Source organism: Streptomyces sp. NPDC047117, assembly GCF_040643545.1.
In the GTDB taxonomy this organism is placed as follows: domain Bacteria; phylum Actinomycetota; class Actinomycetes; order Streptomycetales; family Streptomycetaceae; genus Streptomyces.
Genome location: NZ_JBEYUN010000023.1, coordinates 98,923 through 118,227 on the forward strand (window position 1 = coordinate 98,923; position 19,305 = coordinate 118,227).

16 protein-coding genes are annotated in these 19,305 nt (G+C 72.1%); 8 read left to right on the forward strand and 8 right to left on the reverse strand.

Annotation, left to right across the window (positions count from 1 at the left end):
• Positions 1-37 precede the first annotated feature (37 nt).
• Complete coding sequence (locus ABZ840_RS32905; protein ID WP_361566094.1) at positions 38-496, reverse strand: MarR family winged helix-turn-helix transcriptional regulator; 459 nt, start codon at positions 494-496, stop codon at positions 38-40.
• Between the two features lie 101 nt (positions 497-597).
• Here ABZ840_RS32905 and ABZ840_RS32910 point away from each other — a divergent pair, with 101 nt between their 5' ends.
• Positions 598-1,548, forward strand: coding sequence for a zinc-binding dehydrogenase (locus ABZ840_RS32910; RefSeq protein ID WP_361566097.1), 951 nt, complete (start codon positions 598-600; stop codon positions 1,546-1,548).
• 225 nt (positions 1,549-1,773) lie between these two features.
• Positions 1,774-3,702 (forward strand): sialidase family protein, encoded by a 1,929-nt coding sequence (locus ABZ840_RS32915; RefSeq protein ID WP_361566099.1) that lies wholly within the window; start codon positions 1,774-1,776, stop codon positions 3,700-3,702.
• Between the two features lie 39 nt (positions 3,703-3,741).
• Here ABZ840_RS32915 and ABZ840_RS32920 read toward each other — a convergent pair whose 3' ends face one another.
• Both ABZ840_RS32920 and ABZ840_RS32925 read right to left on the reverse strand, forming a co-directional pair.
• Positions 3,742-4,311, reverse strand: a complete 570-nt coding sequence (locus ABZ840_RS32920) for a putative glycolipid-binding domain-containing protein (protein ID WP_361566101.1) — start codon at positions 4,309-4,311, stop codon at positions 3,742-3,744.
• A 9-nt stretch (positions 4,312-4,320) separates the two neighbouring features.
• Positions 4,321-5,424, reverse strand: a complete 1,104-nt coding sequence (locus ABZ840_RS32925) for a bile acid:sodium symporter family protein (RefSeq protein WP_361566104.1) — start codon at positions 5,422-5,424, stop codon at positions 4,321-4,323.
• Positions 5,425-5,588: 164 nt separating this feature from the next.
• On the opposite strand from ABZ840_RS32925, the gene ABZ840_RS32930 reads away from it, so the two are divergent.
• Entirely contained in the window at positions 5,589-6,449 is an 861-nt protein-coding gene (locus ABZ840_RS32930) for a LysR substrate-binding domain-containing protein (protein WP_361566107.1), read from the forward strand.
• 67 nt (positions 6,450-6,516) lie between these two features.
• Here ABZ840_RS32930 and ABZ840_RS32935 read toward each other — a convergent pair whose 3' ends face one another.
• From ABZ840_RS32935 to ABZ840_RS32950, 4 genes are all read right to left on the reverse strand, one after another.
• A complete protein-coding gene (locus ABZ840_RS32935; protein ID WP_361566110.1) occupies positions 6,517-9,282 on the reverse strand; it encodes a SpoIIE family protein phosphatase in 2,766 nt (921 codons plus the stop codon).
• Between the two features lie 73 nt (positions 9,283-9,355).
• Positions 9,356-10,792, reverse strand: coding sequence for a sodium:solute symporter family protein (locus ABZ840_RS32940; RefSeq protein ID WP_361566113.1), 1,437 nt, complete (start codon positions 10,790-10,792; stop codon positions 9,356-9,358).
• Positions 10,789-11,031: a DUF3311 domain-containing protein gene (locus ABZ840_RS32945; RefSeq protein ID WP_361566116.1), complete on the reverse strand. Its 243-nt coding sequence runs from the start codon at positions 11,029-11,031 to the stop codon at positions 10,789-10,791. The genes ABZ840_RS32940 and ABZ840_RS32945 overlap by 4 nt, the downstream gene beginning before the upstream one ends.
• Entirely contained in the window at positions 11,028-12,731 is a 1,704-nt protein-coding gene (locus ABZ840_RS32950) for an amidohydrolase (protein WP_361566119.1), read from the reverse strand. Before ABZ840_RS32950 ends, ABZ840_RS32945 begins: the two co-directional genes overlap by 4 nt.
• A 222-nt stretch (positions 12,732-12,953) precedes the next feature.
• Here ABZ840_RS32950 and ABZ840_RS32955 point away from each other — a divergent pair, with 222 nt between their 5' ends.
• On the forward strand, positions 12,954-13,157 hold the full coding sequence (locus ABZ840_RS32955; RefSeq protein WP_361566121.1) for a CsbD family protein: 204 nt from the start codon (positions 12,954-12,956) through the stop codon (positions 13,155-13,157).
• Positions 13,158-13,230: 73 nt separating this feature from the next.
• Complete coding sequence (locus ABZ840_RS32960) at positions 13,231-13,446, forward strand: hypothetical protein (RefSeq protein ID WP_361566124.1); 216 nt, start codon at positions 13,231-13,233, stop codon at positions 13,444-13,446.
• A 12-nt stretch (positions 13,447-13,458) separates the two neighbouring features.
• Here ABZ840_RS32960 and ABZ840_RS32965 read toward each other — a convergent pair whose 3' ends face one another.
• Positions 13,459-15,369, reverse strand: a complete 1,911-nt coding sequence (locus ABZ840_RS32965) for a discoidin domain-containing protein (RefSeq protein WP_361566127.1) — start codon at positions 15,367-15,369, stop codon at positions 13,459-13,461.
• Between the two features lie 674 nt (positions 15,370-16,043).
• Here ABZ840_RS32965 and ABZ840_RS32970 point away from each other — a divergent pair.
• From ABZ840_RS32970 to ABZ840_RS32980, 3 genes are all read left to right on the forward strand, one after another.
• A complete protein-coding gene (locus tag ABZ840_RS32970) occupies positions 16,044-17,867 on the forward strand; it encodes an AMP-binding protein (protein WP_361566130.1) in 1,824 nt (607 codons plus the stop codon).
• A gap of 113 nt (positions 17,868-17,980) precedes the next feature.
• Positions 17,981-18,814: an aldo/keto reductase gene (locus ABZ840_RS32975; protein ID WP_361566132.1), complete on the forward strand. Its 834-nt coding sequence runs from the start codon at positions 17,981-17,983 to the stop codon at positions 18,812-18,814.
• A gap of 184 nt (positions 18,815-18,998) precedes the next feature.
• On the forward strand, positions 18,999-19,196 hold the full coding sequence (locus ABZ840_RS32980) for a hypothetical protein (RefSeq protein ID WP_361566135.1): 198 nt from the start codon (positions 18,999-19,001) through the stop codon (positions 19,194-19,196).
• Positions 19,197-19,305: the final 109 nt, after the last annotated feature.

A 19,305-nucleotide genomic window follows, 5' to 3' on the forward strand; every position in this document is an offset into this window, starting at 1 on the left:
AAGCGCGGGGGCGGCTCGCCGCGGCCCGCCGTCCGGGTCAGGGGCAGTGGTTGTCCAGGCCCGGGGTCGCGATGCGGGTGAGCAGGTCGATGAGCTGGTCGCGCTCGGCGGGGGTCAGTGCCGCGGTCAGTTCCGCGTTGGCCGCGTCGCCGAGTCTCTGCGTACGGCGCAGCGTGCGGGTGCCGGACGGCGAGATGGTGACCGCGTTCTTGCGGCGGTCGCGCGGGTCGGGTGCGCGGGTCACCAGTTCCTCGGCGACCAGGTCGTTGACGATCGTCACCATGTCCTTGGGGTCGATGCTCAGGCTGCGGCCAAGGTCCGCCTGGGAGACCGGGCCCAGCTCGGCAACGGCCGACAGTACGGCGTGGTGCATCATCCGCATGCCTTCGCGGGCGAGCGCCTCGGCGACGAGCCGGTGACCGCGGGCGGCGGCGCGGCCGAGGAGCCAGCTGGGAAGGGCGCGGATCCGCGTGGGTACGTAGGGGGTTTCGGCCATGCCTTCAGCCTATCGAGCGAACGCAAAAACATTGGGGGGCCCAAGGGTTCTTGTATTACCGTTGGGCTTACCAATGTTTCTGCCGAGTGCGGGAGGTATGCGTGCGGCGTATCCGGTTCCATGAGTACGGCGGCCCCGAGGTGCTGCGGTGCGAGGAGGCCGAGGCGCCCGCGCCGGGCCCCGGCGAACTGCTGGTGCGTACCGAGGCGATCGGGGTGACGCTGCCGTCCGTGCGCGCGGTGCGCGGCGACGGCAACGGCGGCGGCCCGCCACTGCCCGGCGTGCTCGGCGGCGAGGTCGCGGGAGAGGTCGTCGGCACCGGCCCCGGCGTCACGGCGTACGCGGTGGGCGACCGGGTGACGGGGCTGCCGTTCACCGGCTCGTACGCCGAACTGGTCACCCTGCCGGTCGCCCTGACGAGCCGGATACCGGACGGCGCGAGCGCGGTGGACGCGGTGGCACTGGTGCGCGGCGGCCATGTGGCGCTGGCCGCGCTGCACACCGCGCGGGCCGTGGCGGGCGCGTCCGTCCTGGTGACGGGCGCGGCCAGCGCGACCGGCCACCTCGCCGTGCAGCTGGCGCGGGTGCGGGGCGCGCGGCGGGTGGTCGCCGCGGTGGGCCCCTCGTCCGGTCCGGCCAAGGCGGAGTTCCTGCGCGGGCTGGGCGCCGACGAGGTGGTGTCGTACGAGGACGTGTCCTGGGGCGAGCCGGCCGAGGTGGTCCTCGACGGCGTCGGCGGCGACGTGCTGCCGCGCGCACTCGCCGCGTGCGCGCCGGGCGGGCAGCTGGTCTTCTTCAACTCCGGCGGCGGCACGGTACCGGCGTACGAGCTGCTGGCCGGCGCGAAGACCATGACCGGTATGACGATGCGCCACTTCGCCGCGCACCTCCCGGAGGTGTACGCGCGGCACGGGGCGGAGCTGTGGGCGCTGGCGGGGAGCGGGCGGCTGCGCCCTGCGGTGCACGCGCGGTTCCCACTGGCGGAGGCCGCCCGCGCGCACGCGCTCATCGAGGCGCGCGGCAACCTCGGCAAGGTCGTACTGATCCCCTGACGCCGCGTCGGGAACGGGCGACGGGTCCCGGCCAATCCGAGTGACGCACACTTCTTGCCGGGGCGCCTGCGGGACAAGTACCTTCCTCCGCACGAACATGGGACGTGGGATGTCCGTACGTGGGATGTCCAGATGACCCGTCCGGCGGGCCACCGGGGACACCCCGGGGCCCGCCGCGCGGCCGACGCCGATGCCTCGCCGATCTCTCGAAGGGCAGGTCGGACCATGACGTCAGATCCGAGCGCACACAACAGTCCCGGCCCGAGACCCGGGCGACGCCGCTGGTGGGCCACGCTGGCCACGGCGACGCTCGCCTTCCTCCCCCCGATCCCCGCCACCGCCCAACCCCCCACCGAGGCCGCCCCCGGCGGCCTCAGCCAGCAGGTGCTGTTCAAGGCCTCCCAGGAGAAGGGCTACGCCTGCTTCCGTATCCCCGCGATCGTGACGACCCCGCGCGGCACGCTCCTCGCCTTCGCCGAAGGCCGGGTGAACAACTGCGGGGACGCCGGCGACATGGACCTGGTGATGAAACGGTCCACCGACGGCGGCCGTACCTGGAGCCCGCTCCAGGTCGTCAACGAGGGCGGCGGCGACACGCACGGCAACCCGGCACCGGTCGTGGACCACCGCACCGGGCGCGTCGTCCTCGCGGAGACCTACAACAAGGGCCGCGACGACGCGGCCAACTGCGACGTGCCCTGCGACCGCAGACCGCACATGCAGATCAGCGAAGACGACGGACGCACCTGGTCGAAGCCGAAGGACATGACGCCGGCGCTCCGGCCGCCGTCGTGGAACTCCTGGTACGCGACCGGTCCCGTGCACGGCATCCAGCTGACCCGCGGCCGGCACGCCGGGCGCCTCGTCTACACCGTCAACGCCGAGAGCTACGGGGGCGGCCGCATAACGGCCAACCACGCAGCGCTCATGTACAGCGACGACGGCGGCCGGAACTGGCGCACCGGGGCGCTCGACACCTGGCGCACCGCACAGGACGGGACGTTCCGTCAGAAGCCTTCCGAGATGACGCTCGTGGAGCGCTCGGACGGCACCGTCTACGTCAACGGGCGGGAGCAGGACGGCACGGACCTGGGCCACCGTACGGCGGCCGTCAGCCGGGACGGCGGCAAGTCCTTCGCCCGGCCGTTCGAGGCCATTCCCGACCTGTACTCCCCGATGGTGCAGGGCTCGCTGGTGCGGCTGCAGTCGCGGTCGCCCGGCGGTCAGGGGCGGCTGCTGTTCGCCGCGCCCGCCGACCCCGACCGGCGCCGCACCATGACCATCCGTTCCTCCTACGACGACGGCCGCACATGGGAGGGTGCGGACCGGGGCGCGCGGATCACCACCGACTGGTCCGGCTACTCGGACCTGGCGAACATCGCGCCCGGCGAGGTCGGGCTGCTCTACGAGGGCGGCGCCGTGGACGCACGGGACGAGATCCGCTTCGCGCGGTTCACCGAGGACTGGCTCGGGCCGCGCCGCGGCCCGGATCCGACGACCCCGGACCGCGGGTCCGGTGCCCGTCCGGCGGCGGTCCTGGGCGGTGCCCGGGCCACCGACGGACGCTTCGGAAAGGCGCTGGCGTTCGACGGCAAGGACGACGCCGTGCGGCTGCCGTTCCGCTCGTCACTGCCGCTGGGCGACCGCGACTTCACCTGCAGCCTCTGGTTCCGGTACGAGGCGAAGAGCGGTGAGCAGCCGCTGCTGTGGATGGGCGGCGTGGGCAGCAGGGCGCCGCAGGTCGCGTTGCGCGCCGACCCCGCCAAGGACCGGCTGACGGCGGACCTCACGGCGCTGACCGGCGCCGGACCCGCCAAGTCGGCGCAGGTCACCGCGGCCGGCGCGGCCAACGACGGGCGCTGGCACCATCTGGCGCTGCGCCGGTCGGACGGCCGGCTGACGCTCACGGTGGACGGGACGAAGACCGCTTCGGCGGCGGACGTGCCCGGGTCGGTCAGCCGGAACGACACGTTCGGCGTACACCTCGGCCAGAAGCCGGACGCCCGGTCGCACTTCACCGGCGCGCTGGACGAGGTACGCGTCTACGGACGTGCCCTGAGCGACGGGGAACTGGCGCTGGTCCGCGAGCACAACACGCCGGCCGCGGCGCCGGCCGTGCTCCGGCTGCCGCTGGACCGGGTGCGCGGGAGCTAGCGGCCCGCGTTCGAGGAAAGGTGCGGAGGGGACGGCCGGTCAGCGGGTCTGGGTGCGCTGCGCCAGGTCCGGATAGCCGACGATCAGGCCGTCCCCGTCGCACTCCAGGTCGCGCTGGAAGGTGCCCGAGGTGTACTGCACCAGGGCGCCCTCGTCCGTACGGGCGAGGTGTTCGTACCGCTGCGGGGACGGCTGGACCGCCAGCTCCGGCACCGACACCCACGCCATCACGAAGTCGTGCGCGCCCGGCGAGCGGTGCAGCCCGTGGCGCAGCAGCGGCATGGTGTTGGTGAGCGGGCAGAGCCCGAGGTCGCAGTCGAGCGCCTCCTCCAGGCCCGCGAGCGGCTCACCGCCCGCGGTCCACCGGCCCTCGTCGTCCCGCCGCAGATCCAGCTCGCGGCTGCCGGCCGCGCTCTCGGCGCGTACCCGCAGCCGCCGCGTCACGAAGTCCTCGCCGGTCTCCAGCTCGTACGTGATCCAGTAGGCCTCCGGTACGGTGCCCACCGCCCGGCCGTGCGCGGACAACGTCCGCTCGCCGAGGTCCACCCACGCGGTCTCGATGCCCTTGCTTGCGGTGACGTCCCAGGTGAGGACGTGTTGGCCCGTCATGCAGGCACCCTAGCGGCGCGCTCCCACCGCATCGTCGGCCGACACGGCGCGGGACCGACCGTCCTCCTCCCCGGGCCCGGCGGCCGCCGACTGCTCCGCGGTCCCCGGTATCTCCGCCGTCTCCGAGGCCTCCGCGGCCTCTGCCCGGCGGGCGTAACGCTTGGCGATCACCGCGCACACCATCAGCTGCATCTGGTGGAAGAGCATCAGGGGCAGGACCGCGAGGCTGGCCTGGGCGCCGAAGAGGACGCTGGCCATCGGCAGGCCGGCCGCCAGGCTCTTCTTGGAGCCGGCGAAGGTGATCGCGATGCGGTCGGCGCGGGGGAAGCCGAGCTTACGCGAGCCGTACGTGGTGAGCGTCAGCATCACGGCCAGCAGGACGGCTTCGACGGCCACCAGCTCGGCCAGCCGCCAGAAGGAGACCTTGCTCCAGATGCCCTGGACCATGCCGGTGCTGAACGCGGTGTAGACGACCAGCAGGATCGAGCCGCGGTCGACGTAGCCGAGCACCTTCTTGTGCCGGGTCAGGAAGCCGGAGATCCAGCGGCGCAGCAGCTGCCCGGCGAGGAACGGCACCAGCAGCTGGAAGACGATCGAGAGCAGCGAGTCGGCGGAGAAGCCGCCGCCGTCCCCGCCGAGCAGCGCCGCCGCGAGCAGCGGCGTGATCACGATGCCGACCAGGCTGGAGAAGGAGCCCGCGCAGATCGCCGCCGCGACGTTGCCGCGCGCGATGGAGGTGAAGGCGATCGAGGACTGGATCGTGGAGGGCACCAGGCACAGGAAGAGCAGCCCGGTGTAGAGCTGCGGCGTCAGCAGGTACGGCACGAGGCCGCGGGCGGCGAGGCCGAGCAGCGGGAAGACGGCGAAGGTGAACGCCAGGACCGTGAGGTGCAGGCGCCAGTGGCGCAGCCCGTCCATCGCCTCGCGGGTGGACAGCCGGGCGCCGTACAGGAAGAAGAGCAGGGCGACGGCGCCGGTCGAGGCGCCTTCGGCGCCGGTGGCCACGGCGCCTCTGGCGGGCAGCAGCGCCGCCAGCACGACCGTGCCGACGAGCGCGAGGATGTATCCGTCCACGGGGAGCCAGGAGGGGATCTTCAGCTGAGGGCGGCGCATGGTCTCTCTATCGGTCGGCGGCTCGGGCCGGGGCGTGCGGTCTGTCGCGCCCCGGGGCATGGACGGTGCCCTCTCCAGAATGCGCCTGATCACGGCCATCGGGAAGCCCTCTGACCGTAGTCACTGTCATGTCGGAACGTGATGGGTGGGGGTACGCTCGGGGCGTGTTCGATCCCGTACAGCTGCGGACCTTCCTGGCCGTGGCGCAGACCCTGAGCTTCACGCAGGCCGCGCAGCGCCTCGGGGTGCAGCAGTCGACCGTCAGCCAGCACGTGCGGAAGCTGGAGGCGGCGTCCGGGCGCCGGCTGTTCGCGCGGGACACCCATGGGGTGGACCTGACGGAGGACGGCGAGGCGATGCTCGGCTTCGCGCGCACGATCCTGGAGGCCAACGAACGGGCCTCGGACTTCTTCGCGGGGACGCGGCTGCGCGGCCGGCTGCGGTTCGGCGCGTCCGAGGACTTCGTGCTGACCCGGCTGCCGGAGGTGCTGGAGGGGTTCCGCCGGGACCATCCGGAGGTGGACCTGGAGCTGACCGTCGAGCTGTCGGGGACGCTGCACGAGCGGCTGGCGGCGGGACGGCTGGACCTGGTGCTGGCCAAGCGGCGCCCGGAGGATCCGCGGGGGCGGCTCATCTGGCGGGACAAGCTGGTGTGGATCGGCAGCGAGCGACTGCGGCTGGATCCGCAGCGGCCGGTGCCGCTGGTGCTGTTCCCGCAGCCGGCGCTGACCCGGGGCCGCGCGCTCCAGGCGCTGGAGGAGCAGGGCCGCGAGTGGCGCATCGCCTGTACGAGCGGCAGCCTGAACGGGCTGATCGCAGCGACCCGCGCCGGGCTCGGGGTGATGGCGCACTCGCTCGGCATGATCCCGCCGGGGCTGGTCCGGGTGGGGTCCCGGGCGGGCCTGCCGGACCTCGGCGGCGTCGACTTCGTCCTGGTGCACGGCCGCCCGGACGGGCCCGCGACCGGCCCGGCCGAGGCGCTGGCCGCGGCGATCCTGGCGGGCGGCGACCGGCTGCATCTGTGAGCGCGCGCGGCCGGCAGGACGGTCGGCAGCCGCTGTCCCGGCAGTCGCCGTCTCAGAAGCCGCCGTCTCAGAAACCGCTGTCGTCGAACTGGTCCAGGAGGACGTCGGCCGGGGTCTCGACCGGTGCCACGCTCGCGCCGTTGAGCGGCTGCTCCGTCCAGATGACCTTGCCGCCGGGGACGTACCGGGTGCCCCAGCGCTGCGCCAGGTGCGCCACCAGGAAGAGTCCGCGGCCGCCCTCGTCCATGCTCGTCGCCCGGCGCAGGTGCGGCGCGGTGCTGCTGCCGTCCGCCACCTCGCAGATCAGGCTGCGGTCGTGGAGCAGCCGGAGGCGGACCGGCGCCGCGCCGTACCGGATCGCGTTGGTGATCAGCTCACTGAGGATCAGCTCGGTGCTGAACCCGATGTCGGCCAGCCCCCATTCGCGCAGCTTCGCGCCGCACTCCGCACGCAGCCGGCCCACCTCCGCCGGGTCCTGCGCCACCTCCCAGTCCGCCACCCGGGACGGATCGAGCAGGCGGGTGCGGGCGATGAGCAGCGCGATGTCGTCGGACGGGCGCTCGGGCACCATGGCCTCGACGGCCGCCCGGCACATCTCGTCCGGGCCGCGGCTCGCGGCGCCCGCCAGCGCCGTGCTCAGCATGTCGAGGCCGGTGTCGATGTCCCGGCCGCGGTCCTCGATCAGCCCGTCGGTGAACAGCACCAGGTCCGTGCCCTCGGGCAGCGGGAACTCGGTGGTCTCGAAGGGGTGGCCGCCCAGGCCGAGGGGCAGGGAGGGCGGTACGTCCGGATAGCTGACCGTGCCGTCGGGGGCCACCAGCGCGGGACCCGGGTGGCCCGCTCTGGCCATGGTGCACAGCCCGCTGACCGAGTCGTAGATCGCGTACAGGCAGGTCGCTCCGGTGACGCCCTCCCAGCCGCGCAGCTCCTGGCCGGCCTCCTCCTCGCTGTCGATCCTGGTGACCAGTTCGTCCAGATGGCCCAGCAGTTCGTCCACCGGCAGGTCCAGCGTGGAGAAGTTGTGCACCGCGGTCCGCAGCCGGCCCATCGTCGCCGCGGCGTGCAGCCCGTGCCCCACCACGTCCCCGACGACCAGCGCCACCCGCGCGCCCGGCAGCGGGATGACGTCGAACCAGTCGCCGCCGACCCCGGCCTGGGCCGGCAGGTACCGCCAGGCCACGTCCAGCGCGTCCTGTTCCGGGAGGCCGCGGGGCAGCAGGCTGCGCTGGAGGGTGACGGCCATGGCGTGCTCGCGGGCGTAGCGGCGGGCGTTGTCGATGCAGACGGCGGCGCGTGCGCTGACCTCCTCGGCGAAGGACAGGTCCTCCTCCTCGAACGCCGGGGAGTCCTCCGTCCGCCAGAAATTGACCATGCCCAGGACCACGCCGCGGGCCCGCAGCGGCACCGTCACCAGGGAGCGCACGCCGGCCTCCAGCAACGCGGCGCCCCGGGCCCGGTCCTGGTCGGACCACTCGACCGTCCGGGTCAGGTCCGGCACGAGGGCCGCCCGGCCCTCCTCCAGCGCCCGCACCTGAGGGGTGGTCGACACGAAGTGGATCAGCTCGCCGACGGGGTAGATGCCGGGCTCGCCCGGCCCGCCCCTGGCCGCGGTCCGCCGCATCCGCCAGCCCGCGTGCACCGAGGGCTCGTCGCCCGCCGCCACCGCCTCCAGCAGGTCGACCGTGACGATGTCGGCGAACCGCGGCACCGCCACCTCCGCGAGCTCCTCCGCCGTACGCACCACGTCCAGCGTCGTACCGATCCGCACGCCCGACTCGTACAGCAGCTTCAGCCGCTCCCTGGCGACCTCGGCGCGGCCGGTCAGCGCGGCGAGTTCGGTGGTGTCGCGCAGGGTGGCGACGCTGCCGCGCGGTCCGCCGGCGCGTTCGGTGGACCGCACGTTGACGGCCAGCAGGCGGCCACCGACGTGGTGCACCTCGTCGGTGGCCGACCGCCCGGACCGCATCAGCTCCTCCAGCCGGTCCGGCAGCCCGACCTCGTCGACGGCCCGGCCCTCGGCGAGGTCGGGGAGGCCCAGCAGGCGCCGCGCCTCGTCGTTGACCAGTTGGATCCGGCCGTCCGGGCCGAGGATCACGACGCCTTCGCGTACGGCGTGCAGGACCGCGTCGTGGTGTTCGTACATCCGGGTCATCTCGGCCTGGCCCAGGCCGTGCGTCTGGCGCCGGAGCCGCCGCGTCACCAGGCCCGTGCTGCCGGCGGCGAGCACCAGGCCGAGTCCGGCGGCGCCGAGCAGGACCGGCATCTGGCGGTCCACGGTGTTCTCCGCGCGCTCCAGGGTGATGCCGGCCGAGACCGCCCCGACGAGAGAGCCGTCGGGGCGGTTGATGGGGGCCGTGGTGTCCACGGCGGGGCCGAGCGGGCCTTCGTCGATGACCTCGGTGTAGGGGCGGCCCTGGCGGGCGGCGTCGATGGCCGCGCCGAAGGCTCCGACGACGTGCTTGCCGATGAGCTTGCGGTCGGGGTGGGTGATGCGGATGCCGTCCAGGTCGAAGACGACGAGGTAGTCCAGCTTGGCCCGCTTGCGCACCGCTTCGGCCTGCGGCTGGAGCACGGCCGTGGGGTCGGGGCTGTCCATCGCGCGGGCCACGGCGGGCGAGGAGGCGAAGGTCTCGGCCACGGACAGCGACCGCCGCTCGGCCGACTGCTTGCTGTCCCGCTTGGCCTGGAGGGCCAGGGCCGTCACCGCGGCGACCACGACGAGCACCACGATCACGGCCTGGAGGATGAAGACCTGCCCGGCGAGGCTGCGCGGATTCAGCAGGGAGCGCGGCCACGCCCATGACTGCTGCCGCATCCGACGAAGTCCCGCCATATCCAATTTTTAACACTGCTGCTCCCCTCCCGCCGCAGAGCCGCGCGTCCGGCTCACCGGCGCGGGCGCGCGGCTACCGGGCAGGGGCGTGCGCGCCCTGATCGGCCGTCACCCGGGGAGCGGCCGACAGGGGCTCGGTGGCGGGCCCCGGACGGAGCCGGCTCAGCCCGAACATCAGTACGCAATTGATGGCCACGGCGACCAGCCCGGCGTTGATGCCGCCGAGCCCGGGGTCGGTCACGTACAGCACGATGGACGCCGCGATCCCGCCGAGCATCCCCGCCGAGACCGCCCACGGCTGCACCCGGCGGCAGAACATCAGCGCCAGCCAGCCCGGTACGAGCTGTCCCAGCAGGTAGTACGTCAGGTTGAGCACCGTCAGCATCAGCGTCGAGGCGGTGAGCGTGAGGACGGCGGCGGCGACCAGGAAGACGGCGACCACCGCCGTGGTGGTGCGACGCTGCGCCTCGGGGCGGATGTTCGGCGCGAGATTGCGGGAGACGATGCCGCCGATGGTGAGCGCGGTGACGGCGAGGACCAGTACGCCGGAGAGGCCGGCGCCCGCGGCGACCACGCCCACCAGCCAGTCCGGGAGCCGGTCCTGGACGATCGCCATGAAGACAGTGTTGGGGTCCTTGACGTCCGGCCGGTCGGCGAAGGCGAAGTAGGCGGTGGCGACCAGGAACGGATACATCAGCATGTAGACCGGCATCCATACGGTCGAGGACTTGATCGCCCGCTCGGACTTGGCGGTGAAGATGTACGCCGCGGAGAAGCCCAGGTAGAAGGTGACGCTCTGGAAGACGATGGTGGTCAGCGCGAACACCATCGGCGAGCCGCTCATCGTCACCTGTGACCGGGGCACCGCGCCCGGCCCGAAAACCTCCGCCGGGCCGCCGCCCGCCACCACCGCCACCACCCCGGCGACGACGATCCCCAGCACCATCAGCACGTCCTTCAGGATCGCGACGAAGGCGGGCGAGCGGACGCCGGAGACGGCGAGGTAGAGGAAGGCGATCACACCCGCCAGCACCACCGACTGCACCGGGCTGATCGGCAGCCCGAGCGCGCCGAGCACCACCTGCATGCCGATGAACTGGTACTGCCCCCAGGGCACCAGCGCCACCAGCAGCGCGCCCGCCGTGACCAGCTCCAGGCTCCGGCTGCGGAAGTGCCGCCCGAACACGTCGGGCACGGTCATCGCGTCGTACCGCACCCCGGCCCGCCAGATCAGCGGCGCGATGTAATACCCCAGCGGATAGGCCAGCAGGATGTAGCCGAGGAACCAGACGCCGTAGCTCGCGCCGCCCGCGTAGATGCCCGCGGGGAAGCCGATCATGGTGCCGATGCTGTAGATCTCGCCGACCGCGAGGAAGTACAGCAGCCAGGGCGGGAAGGACCGGCCGCCGACGAGGTACTCCCCGATCGACATGTTCTTCATCCCGCGCCGCGCGCTGAAGGCGACCAGCACGGAGAGCGCCATGAAGCCGAAGAAGACCGCCGCCGTCATCTCCCGGCCCCCTCTCCCGCCGGCCCGGCCGCCGGGTCCTCCCGGAACCGCGGCTCGTCGATCCGCCAGGCCGCCCACAGGCACAGGCTGGTCAGCGGGAACCACGCGAACAGCCACAGCCACAGCAGCGGGATCCCGAGGACGTACACCCCGATGTCCGCGAGCAGCGGCATGACGACGAGGATCGCCACGACCGGCAGCCCGAGCCCGATGGCGAGGCTCTTCCGGCTGTCCCTCATCGGCCCTCCCCTCCCCCGCCCTGCCCCGCGGCAGCCGGCCCCGTGCCGCTCCACACGACCTCGCCGCCGATGACGGTGGCGTCCACCCGGAGGTCCCGGAGCGTGTCCGGCGCGACGGTCCCCGGGTCGGCGGAGAGCACCGCGATGTCGGCGAGCTTGCCCGGCTCCAGGCTGCCCTTCGTCTCCTCCTCGAAGGCCAGGTGGGCGGCCTGGCTGGTGTAGCCGCGCAGCGCGGTGTCCACGTCCACCCGCTGCTCCGGCCCCAGTTCGTGGCCGTCGCGGGTCGTCCGGCGCACCGCGCACCAGATGCCCTCCAGCGGCGGTACGGGCACCACCGGGGTGTCCGAGTGCAGCCCGAACGTGACGCCGTGCTTGCGCGCCGAGGCGAGCGGGTCGATGCGGCGCGCCCGCTCGGGGCCGAGGAACCGGTCCCGGTGCCGGTCGCCCCAGTAGTAGACGTGCTTGATGAAGAAGGACGCGAGCACCCCGGCCCCGGCCATCCGGTCCAGCTGCTCCTCGCTGACCATCTGGCAGTGTTCGATGCGGTGCCGCCGGTCGCCCTCCTCCGGGCCGAGGCCGAGCTTGCCGTACGCGTCCAGGACCGCCTGGATCGCGGCGTCGCCGTTGCCGTGGATCGCGACCTGCCAGCCCGCCTCGTGGAGCGTGGCCACCCGCCGGGCGAGGTCGTCCTGCGGGAAGATCAGCAGTCCGTTCTTGTCCGGGGCGCAGGCGTAACCCTCCGAGACGCAGCCGGTCAGCCCCTGGAGCGAGCCGTCGGCCCACATCTTCACGCCGGCGATCCGGAAGAGTTCGTCGCCGAGCCCGGCCACGCCCGCCTCGACGGGGCTGAGCTCGCCGCGCGAGAGGCCGGGGAAGAGATCCTGCACGAGGTACGCCTGGATGCGGTTGCGCAGCCGTCCGGTGCGGCGCGCCAGCCGGTACGCGTCCAGCTCGGCGGGCCCGCCGACCAGGCCGAGCCCGGTGTCGTGGACGGTGGTGACGCCGGCGGCCAGGTAGGCGTCACCGGCCAGCCCGATCGCCTCGGCGAGGTCGGCAGCCGCCGGCTTGGGCATCGCGGCGTACGCGGCGAACGCGGCGGTCTCCGCGAGCACCCCGTCCGGCTCGCCCGACGCGTCCCGGTGGATCGCGCCGCCCACCGGGTCGGGGGTGTTCCGGTCGATGCCGAGCAGCCGCAGCCCGGCGGAGTTCAGTACGCAGAAGTGGCCGGAGATGTGCTGGAGGCAGACCGGCCGGTCGCGGGAGACCGGGTCGAGGTCGGCGCGGGTGGGGTGCCGGTCGTCGGCGAGCAGGGTGTCGTCGTAGCGGTAGCCGCGCACCCAGGTGCCCGGCTCGGCGTCGGCGGCGGCCTGCTCCACCCGGGCGGCGATGTCCGCGATCGTGACGTTGGGCGGGCTGCCCGCGTCGACCTCGGCGGCCAGTGTGAGGCCGAAGAACGTGGGGTGGTTGTGGGTCTCGATGAAGCCGGGCACCGCGCACCGGCCCTGGAGGTCGAGCACGCGGGTGTGCGGTCCGATCAGCCCGTGCACCGACGCGTCGTCGGTCACGGTGAGTACGCGTCCTGCGCGGGCGGCGAGCGCGGTGCGGGTCGTGCCGGCCCGGTCCATCGTGCGGACCGTGCCGTTCAGCAGGACGAGGTCGGCTGCCGTGCATGAATCGGCGGTACGGGGTACCTCGGACATCGGGCGGTCACCACCTGACGCAGGACGGGGCTTGCCTGTCGGGACGGGATTCCCGACATGCTGCCTGCTCCGCGCCCCTGGTGACAGGACCAGATGAGGGGCGTCGGAAGGAGTCCAGCGGCCCGGGTGACCGTACCGGCCCGGCCCTTCCCGGGGTGCGGGCCGGCAACGGGTGGGGCAGCGTGGTTGCCGTCCCGCCGAACGAGACGAAGGAGTTCCGGCATGGCCGACAAGGGCGCGATGGACAAGCTCAAGGGCAAGGCCAAGGAGATGGCCGGCAAGGCCACCGGCGACAGCCGGATGAAGGGCGAGGGCCGCACCGACCAGACCAAGGGCAAGGCCAAGGACGCCGTGGACGAGGCCAAGGAACAGGGCAAGGGGATCAAGGACTCCCTGACGGACCGCGACCGGACCGACGAGTCCTGACCGTCGAAGTCCGACCGCACGGGCTCACACTGCGGCCCGTTCCCGCACGAGGGTGCGGGGACGGGCCGTCGGCGTGCCGCGCCGGTCAGCGGTCGCGTACGCCGTCTTCGCCCTGGGGGCCGGCGCACTCGGCGAGGTCATCGGGCTCAAGGCGGTGTTCTTCTGGGTGCTCGTGGTCCTGATGGTGGTCGACGGCGCGTTCTGCGGGCTGCTGCACCGCACCTATCCGGCCGACGTGCGGGCGGTCCGGCAGGAGCCGGCCGCCCGCAACGCACGGTCTTCGCTCTAAGAGTCGGTCCCCCTAGCCCTTCTGCTCCACCCGTACCCAGTCGATCTCGGCCTGGACGCCGCCCTGGGCTATCCGGTCGACGCTGGACTGCGGCAGGCCCCAGTACGGCTGGGTGACCTTGTTCCAGCCGGCCGGGTAGGCGCCGCCGAGTGCGAGGTTCAGGATGACGTACTGGTCGTGGTCGAAGACCCACTGGCCGCGGGTGGACTCCAGCTTGTTGCGGGTGGTCTCCTGCACCACCCGGTCGTCGACGGAGAACTTCATGCCCTTCGGGGTCCACTCCACCGCGTAGGTGTGCCACTGGTCGGCGCGGCCGCCGTCCGGATAGTGCTGCTGGGCGCCGATGTTGCCGTCGGCGGAGTAGCCGGGGCCGTGCAGGGCGCTGCTGGTCCAGTCGCCGTAGCCGATGTTCTCCATGATGTCGGTCTCGCCGGAGGCCGGCCAGGACACGGACGGGTCGTCGACGTTGCTGCCCAGCATCCAGAAGGCGGGCCAGAAGCCGTCGCCGACCGGCAGCTTCATGCGGGCGCTGACCTTGCCGTAGGTGAAGTCGAACTTGGTGTTGGTGTCGATGCGCCCGGATGTGAAGTCGTACGTGCCGCCGCCGGCCTTGGTGCAGCCCTTGCAGTACTTGGCCGTCAGGAGCAGATTGCCGTTGGCCGTACGGATGTTGTCGGTGGAGTCGACGTACGCCTGGGACTCGCCGTTGACGGACCCCATCTCGGTGCCCGTGCGCACCACCCGCCACTTCGAGCGGTCCAGTCCCGCGCCGGTGAAGTCGTCGAAGAACGTGGTGCGGTACGTCCCGCCCTGGTCCCCCGGCAGCGCCGGATAGGCCGCGTCGGCGCTGCCGCCCGTGCCCCAGACCTGGAACTCGTAGAGCGAATAGCCGAACTGCGCGGTGGCCGGTGCCGGGTTGTAGAAGGACCGGCGTTCCTTGCCGAGCATGCGGACGTACCGCCCGGTGGCGGGCGAGGAGAGCTTCACGGTGTCGTGCCGCCCGGTGGCCTCGGCGGGCGACTTCACATCGGCACGGCGGGCGGCGGCCTCGGCGGCGGACGGGCGGTACACGGTCCGCCAGGTCCTGTTGTCGTCGGAGACCTGGAGTTCGTAGTCGACGGCGTAGGCCGCCTCCCAGTAGAGGTCGACGGTGTCGATGGTGGAGCGGGCACCGAGGTCGACGGATACCCAGCGGTCCGCGTTCCAGTCGCTGGACCAGCGCGACCGGTCCGCCTTGAGGTCGGCGGGCCAGCCGCCGTCGGTGACGTACGCGGGGGTGTTCCCGGCGTGCTGGTAGACGTTGCTGTAGGCCGGGTGGTGCAGGGCGAGGTTGGCGCGGGTGGTGGAGGCGGGCGCCGGGGTACCGCCGTAGACCTTGAAGGCGTAGAGGGAGTAGCCGTAGGGCGTGGCGCGCTGGACGCCGCGCATCCGGACGTAGCGGCCGGTGACCTCCTGGGGGTAGGTGCTCGCGGTGACGCTGCCTCCGGTGCCGGCGTCCTCGGTGTAGAAGGGCTGCCAGTCGGTGCCGTTCTTCGACACCTCCAGGACGTACTTCTTGCCGTAGGCGGCTTCCCAGTCGAGGGTGACACGGTCGATGCGCAGAGTGGCGCCGAGGTCGATACGGATCCAGGCGTCGTCGGCGGCGTTGCTGGACCAGCGGGTGGTCCCGTTGCCGTCGGCGGCGCCGCCGGGCAGGGTGGCGTCGTTCTCGCTGCCGGAGGCGGTGACGGCACCGGAGTCGGCGGCGTACGCGGCGGCCGCGAGGTCGGTGTCCCAGGCGGCGGGCGCGGCGGCGCGCGGCGTGGCGCCGGTCGCCTCGGGGACGGTCACCGTCGCCAGTGCGGCGAGGGCGGTCAGGGCGGTGAGCAGGAGGGTGCGGGGCCGGACGGGTCTGGTGCGCGGAACTCTCGTGCGGGGACGCATGGCTCTCCTTCGATGGTGAGGAGGGACACCGGTGATGAGGAGGTGCACCGGTCGGAAAGACCCGGAGAGAGCGCTCTCAGCGCAACGTAGAAGGGAGCCCATGGGGCGTCAAAGGTGCGACTGTGACACCGATCACTTTCGACACCTCCTGAATCCGGCACCGGCACCGCTTCCGCACGTCGGAAGACGGAGCCCCGGAGAGCCCCAGGCCGTGAACAATGTGAAGCGGGCGGAGCCACACCACCCCCTCACCGTTCACTTCCCGAACGCCCGCAGGGTTCGCGTTCGCGAGCAGCCCCGACACTCCGCCACCCCGCCCGATTTCCCCCGGGCAGGGGTGAACCGGGCGAAGCGCACGCCCCGCAACATGGCTTGTTCTGTTCGGCGGTGACGCGGGAAGCGTGAGATCGGCCGCGGCGGGCAGGTGTGCGTTCCCGGAACGGTTGGGTCCGGACATCGGGAAACGGAAAGATTTGGTGCAGAAAAAGTCCCTGTGGCGTGATCGATCCACATGTTACTGACGGGTTCATGTCCGGGGTTCTCCGAAGTAGCCCGTTTTCGCCGGATGACCTGGGCCTATGGCAACGGTTCGGACGTTTGGCAGCCACTGCCGTGAGGCGGTTTCCGTGGGGTACGGTCTCGGCGCTGCTAGGAGCACCATGAGGAGCGGGTCATTGCGCGAGTACTCCGTCCCCCCACTGGCGACGGCGCCCCGTGTCGGTGGTCTGGCGGACGCCATTTTCGAAAACGCCGAGTCCGGCCCCGAGCGGGTCGCGCTCTGCCGTAAGGACGACGCGGGACGCTGGCAGGACATCAGCGCCGCGCAGTTCCGTGACGAGGTCATGGCGCTCGCGAAGGGCCTGCTGGCACAGGGCGTACGGTTCGGCGACCGCGTCGGGATCATGTCGCGGACACGGTACGAATGGACGCTGTTCGACTTCGCCCTGTGGTCGATCGGCGCGCAGCCCGTCCCGCTGTACCCGACCTCCTCGGCCGAGCAGGTCTGCTGGATGCTGCACGACTCGGCCGTCTCCTCCTGCCTGGTCGAGCACGAGGACCACGCCATGACCATCGGGTCGGTCATCGACCGGCTGCCGCACCTGCGCCTGCTGTGGCAGCTGGACGCGGATCCGGTCACCGAGCTGACCGAGGCCGGCCGGCACATCGAGGACGACGTGGTCCACCGGCACCGCATGGCGGTCACCCCGGACGCGCCCGCGACCGTCATCTACACCTCCGGCACCACCGGCCGCCCCAAGGGCTGCGTGATCAGCCACGCCAACTTCATGGCCGAGGCCGACAACGTCGTCGAGCGGTACGAGCGGGTCTTCCACTCCAAGCCGGGGGACGAGGCGTCCACCCTGCTGTTCCTGCCGCTGGCGCACGTCTTCGGGCGCATGGTGCAGGTCGCCGCCATCCGCGGCCGGGTCAAGCTCGCGCACCAGCCGAACCTTTCGGCCACCGCGCTCCTCCCCGACCTCCAGTCCTTCAAGCCGACCTTCATCCTCGCGGTGCCCTACATCTTCGAGAAGGTGTTCGCTGCGGCCCGCCGGAAGGCCGAGTCCGACGGCAAGGTCGGCCCCTTCGACAAGGCCGTGGACGTGGCGCGGCGGTACGCGGAGGCCATCGAGCACAAGGCCTTCGGCACCGGCTCCGGGCCCGGCCCCGGCCTGCGCATGCAGCACCAGCTGTTCGACAAGCTCGTCTACAGCAAGGTGCGGGAGGCCATGGGCGGCCGGGTGCGGCACGCGATGTCGGGCGGCTCGGCGATGGAGCGCCGGCTCGGCCTCTTCTGGGAGGGCGCGGGCGTCACGATCTACGAGGGGTACGGCCTGACGGAGACCACCGCGGCCGCCACCGCCAACCCACCGGAGCAGACCCGGTTCGGCACGGTCGGGCTGCCCGTACCGGGTACGACCGTGCACATCGCGGACGACAACGAGATCTGGGTCCGCGGCGGCCAGGTCTTCCAGGGCTACCTCAACAACCCCAAGGCCACCGACGCCACGCTGCACGACGGCTGGCTGGCCACCGGCGACCTGGGACAGCTCGACGAGGACGGCTACCTCACGATCATCGGCCGCAAGAAGGAGGTCCTGGTGACCTCCGGCGGCAAGACGATCTCGCCGGTGCCGCTGGAGGAGCGGGTACGGGCGCATCCGCTGGTCGCCCAGTGCATCGTGGTCGGCAACGACCGGCCGTACGTCGCCGCGCTGGTCACGCTGGACGCGGAGGCGGTGACGCACTGGCTGCAGATGCGCGGCAAGCCCGCCATGCCGCCGACCGACCTGGTGCGCGACCCGGACCTGGAGACCGAGATCCGGCGCGCGGTGGTCGCCGCGAACACGCTCGTCTCGCAGGCCGAGTCGATCCGTACGTTCCGGATACTGGCCAGCCAGTTCAGCGAGGAGCACGGGTTGCTGACGCCGTCGCTGAAGTTGAAGCGGAAGGCCATCGAGACGGCGTACGAGGCCGAGGTGGCAGCGCTGTACGGGTGACGGCGGGGTGCGCACGGGAGCACCAAATCTTTGGGCGCGCATGGGAATGCATGGATCCGCTTAATGGTTGGATCTTGTAGAACCTGTACGCCGACCAAAGGATCGATTCGCTCGTGAGCAAGGTCCCCCACATCACCCTCAACAACGGCGTCACCATGCCGCAGCTCGGCTTCGGCGTCTGGCAGATCCCGGACGACGAGGCGTTCACCGCTGTCGGTCACGCCCTGGAGGCCGGGTACCGCAGCATCGACACCGCCGCGATCTACGGCAACGAGGAGGGCACGGGGAAGGCCCTCGCCGCGTCCGGCATCGCCCGCGACGAGCTCTTCGTCACGACGAAGCTGTGGAATTCGGAGCAGGGTTACGACTCCACCCTCCGCGCCTTCGACGCCTCTCTGGCGAAGCTGGGCCTGGACTACGTCGACCTGTACCTCATCCACTGGCCGCTGCCGGCCCGTGACACGTACGTCGACACCTACAAGGCGTTCGAGAAGATCCAGGCGGACGGCCGCGCCAAGGCCATCGGTGTCTCCAACTTCCAGCCCCCGCACCTCCAGCGGCTGCTGAACGAGACCTCGGTCGTCCCCGCGGTCAACCAGATCGAGCTCCACCCCGAGCTGCAGCAGGCCGAGAGCCGTGCGTTCCACGCCGAGCACGGCATCGCCACCGAGGCCTGGTCGCCGCTGGGCCAGGGCAAGGGCCTCCTGGAGAACGCCACGATCGGCAAGCTCGCCGAGAAGTACGGCAGGACCCCGGCGCAGGTCGTGCTCCGCTGGCACCTCCAGCTCGGCAACGTCGTCATCCCCAAGTCCGCGACCCCGTCCCGGATCAAGGAGAACTTCGACGTCTTCGGCTTCGAGCTGGACGCCGACGACATGGCGACCATCGCCGGTCTCAACGCCGACAAGCGCCTCGGCCCGGACCCCGCCACCTTCGACGTGGCCTGAGCCCCGCGCTCGTCCCCACGGCGCCGCTGCCCACTACGCCCGGGCGGCGGCGCCGTCGCCATGGTCGCCGGGACCGATGCTTCAAATGCACCTTTCGGGTGGAATAGCCCCTTTTTGCGAGTAGAGGAAGAGCGGCACGGTCATGCCCGTAGCACACCCTCACCCTTTGCCATCAGGAGGAACTATGCGCATCCGTACCGCCTTCGCCGTCGCCGCGCTGGCTGCCGCGTCTCTGCTCGGGAGCGCCGGCGTTGCCGCGGCCGACTCCGACACCCCCGACAAGTTCGTCATCACCGATGTCGCCAAGCTGTCGGCCGAGAACGGGGTCCCGCCGTGCGACGAGGCGCTGACCTCCACGCCGTCCGCCGCGATCTGCTCCTGATCACCTGATCGAGGCCCGAACGGGCCGCACGACGGCGCCGCCGCCCACGGTCAGGGCACCACCCGCCGCGCGCCCCTCGGCCTCGTCGCCGGGGCCCGGAGCGGCGACA

Bases quoted from the DNA above. Each gene is read 5' to 3' on its own strand.
- ABZ840_RS32905 (WP_361566094.1), bottom strand. From the start codon at position 496: ATGGCCGAAACCCCCTACGTACCCACGCGGATCCGCGCCCTTCCCAGC.
- ABZ840_RS32915 (WP_361566099.1), top strand. From the start codon at position 1,774: ATGACGTCAGATCCGAGCGCACACAACAGTCCCGGCCCGAGACCCGGG.
- ABZ840_RS32920 (WP_361566101.1), bottom strand. From the start codon at position 4,311: ATGACGGGCCAACACGTCCTCACCTGGGACGTCACCGCAAGCAAGGGC.
- ABZ840_RS32925 (WP_361566104.1), bottom strand. From the start codon at position 5,424: ATGCGCCGCCCTCAGCTGAAGATCCCCTCCTGGCTCCCCGTGGACGGA.
- ABZ840_RS32935 (WP_361566110.1), bottom strand. From the start codon at position 9,282: ATGGCGGGACTTCGTCGGATGCGGCAGCAGTCATGGGCGTGGCCGCGC.
- ABZ840_RS32940 (WP_361566113.1), bottom strand. From the start codon at position 10,792: ATGACGGCGGCGGTCTTCTTCGGCTTCATGGCGCTCTCCGTGCTGGTC.
- ABZ840_RS32945 (WP_361566116.1), bottom strand. From the start codon at position 11,031: ATGAGGGACAGCCGGAAGAGCCTCGCCATCGGGCTCGGGCTGCCGGTC.
- ABZ840_RS32950 (WP_361566119.1), bottom strand. From the start codon at position 12,731: ATGTCCGAGGTACCCCGTACCGCCGATTCATGCACGGCAGCCGACCTC.
- ABZ840_RS32955 (WP_361566121.1), top strand. From the start codon at position 12,954: ATGGCCGACAAGGGCGCGATGGACAAGCTCAAGGGCAAGGCCAAGGAG.
- ABZ840_RS32965 (WP_361566127.1), bottom strand. From the start codon at position 15,369: ATGCGTCCCCGCACGAGAGTTCCGCGCACCAGACCCGTCCGGCCCCGC.
- ABZ840_RS32980 (WP_361566135.1), top strand. From the start codon at position 18,999: ATGCGCATCCGTACCGCCTTCGCCGTCGCCGCGCTGGCTGCCGCGTCT.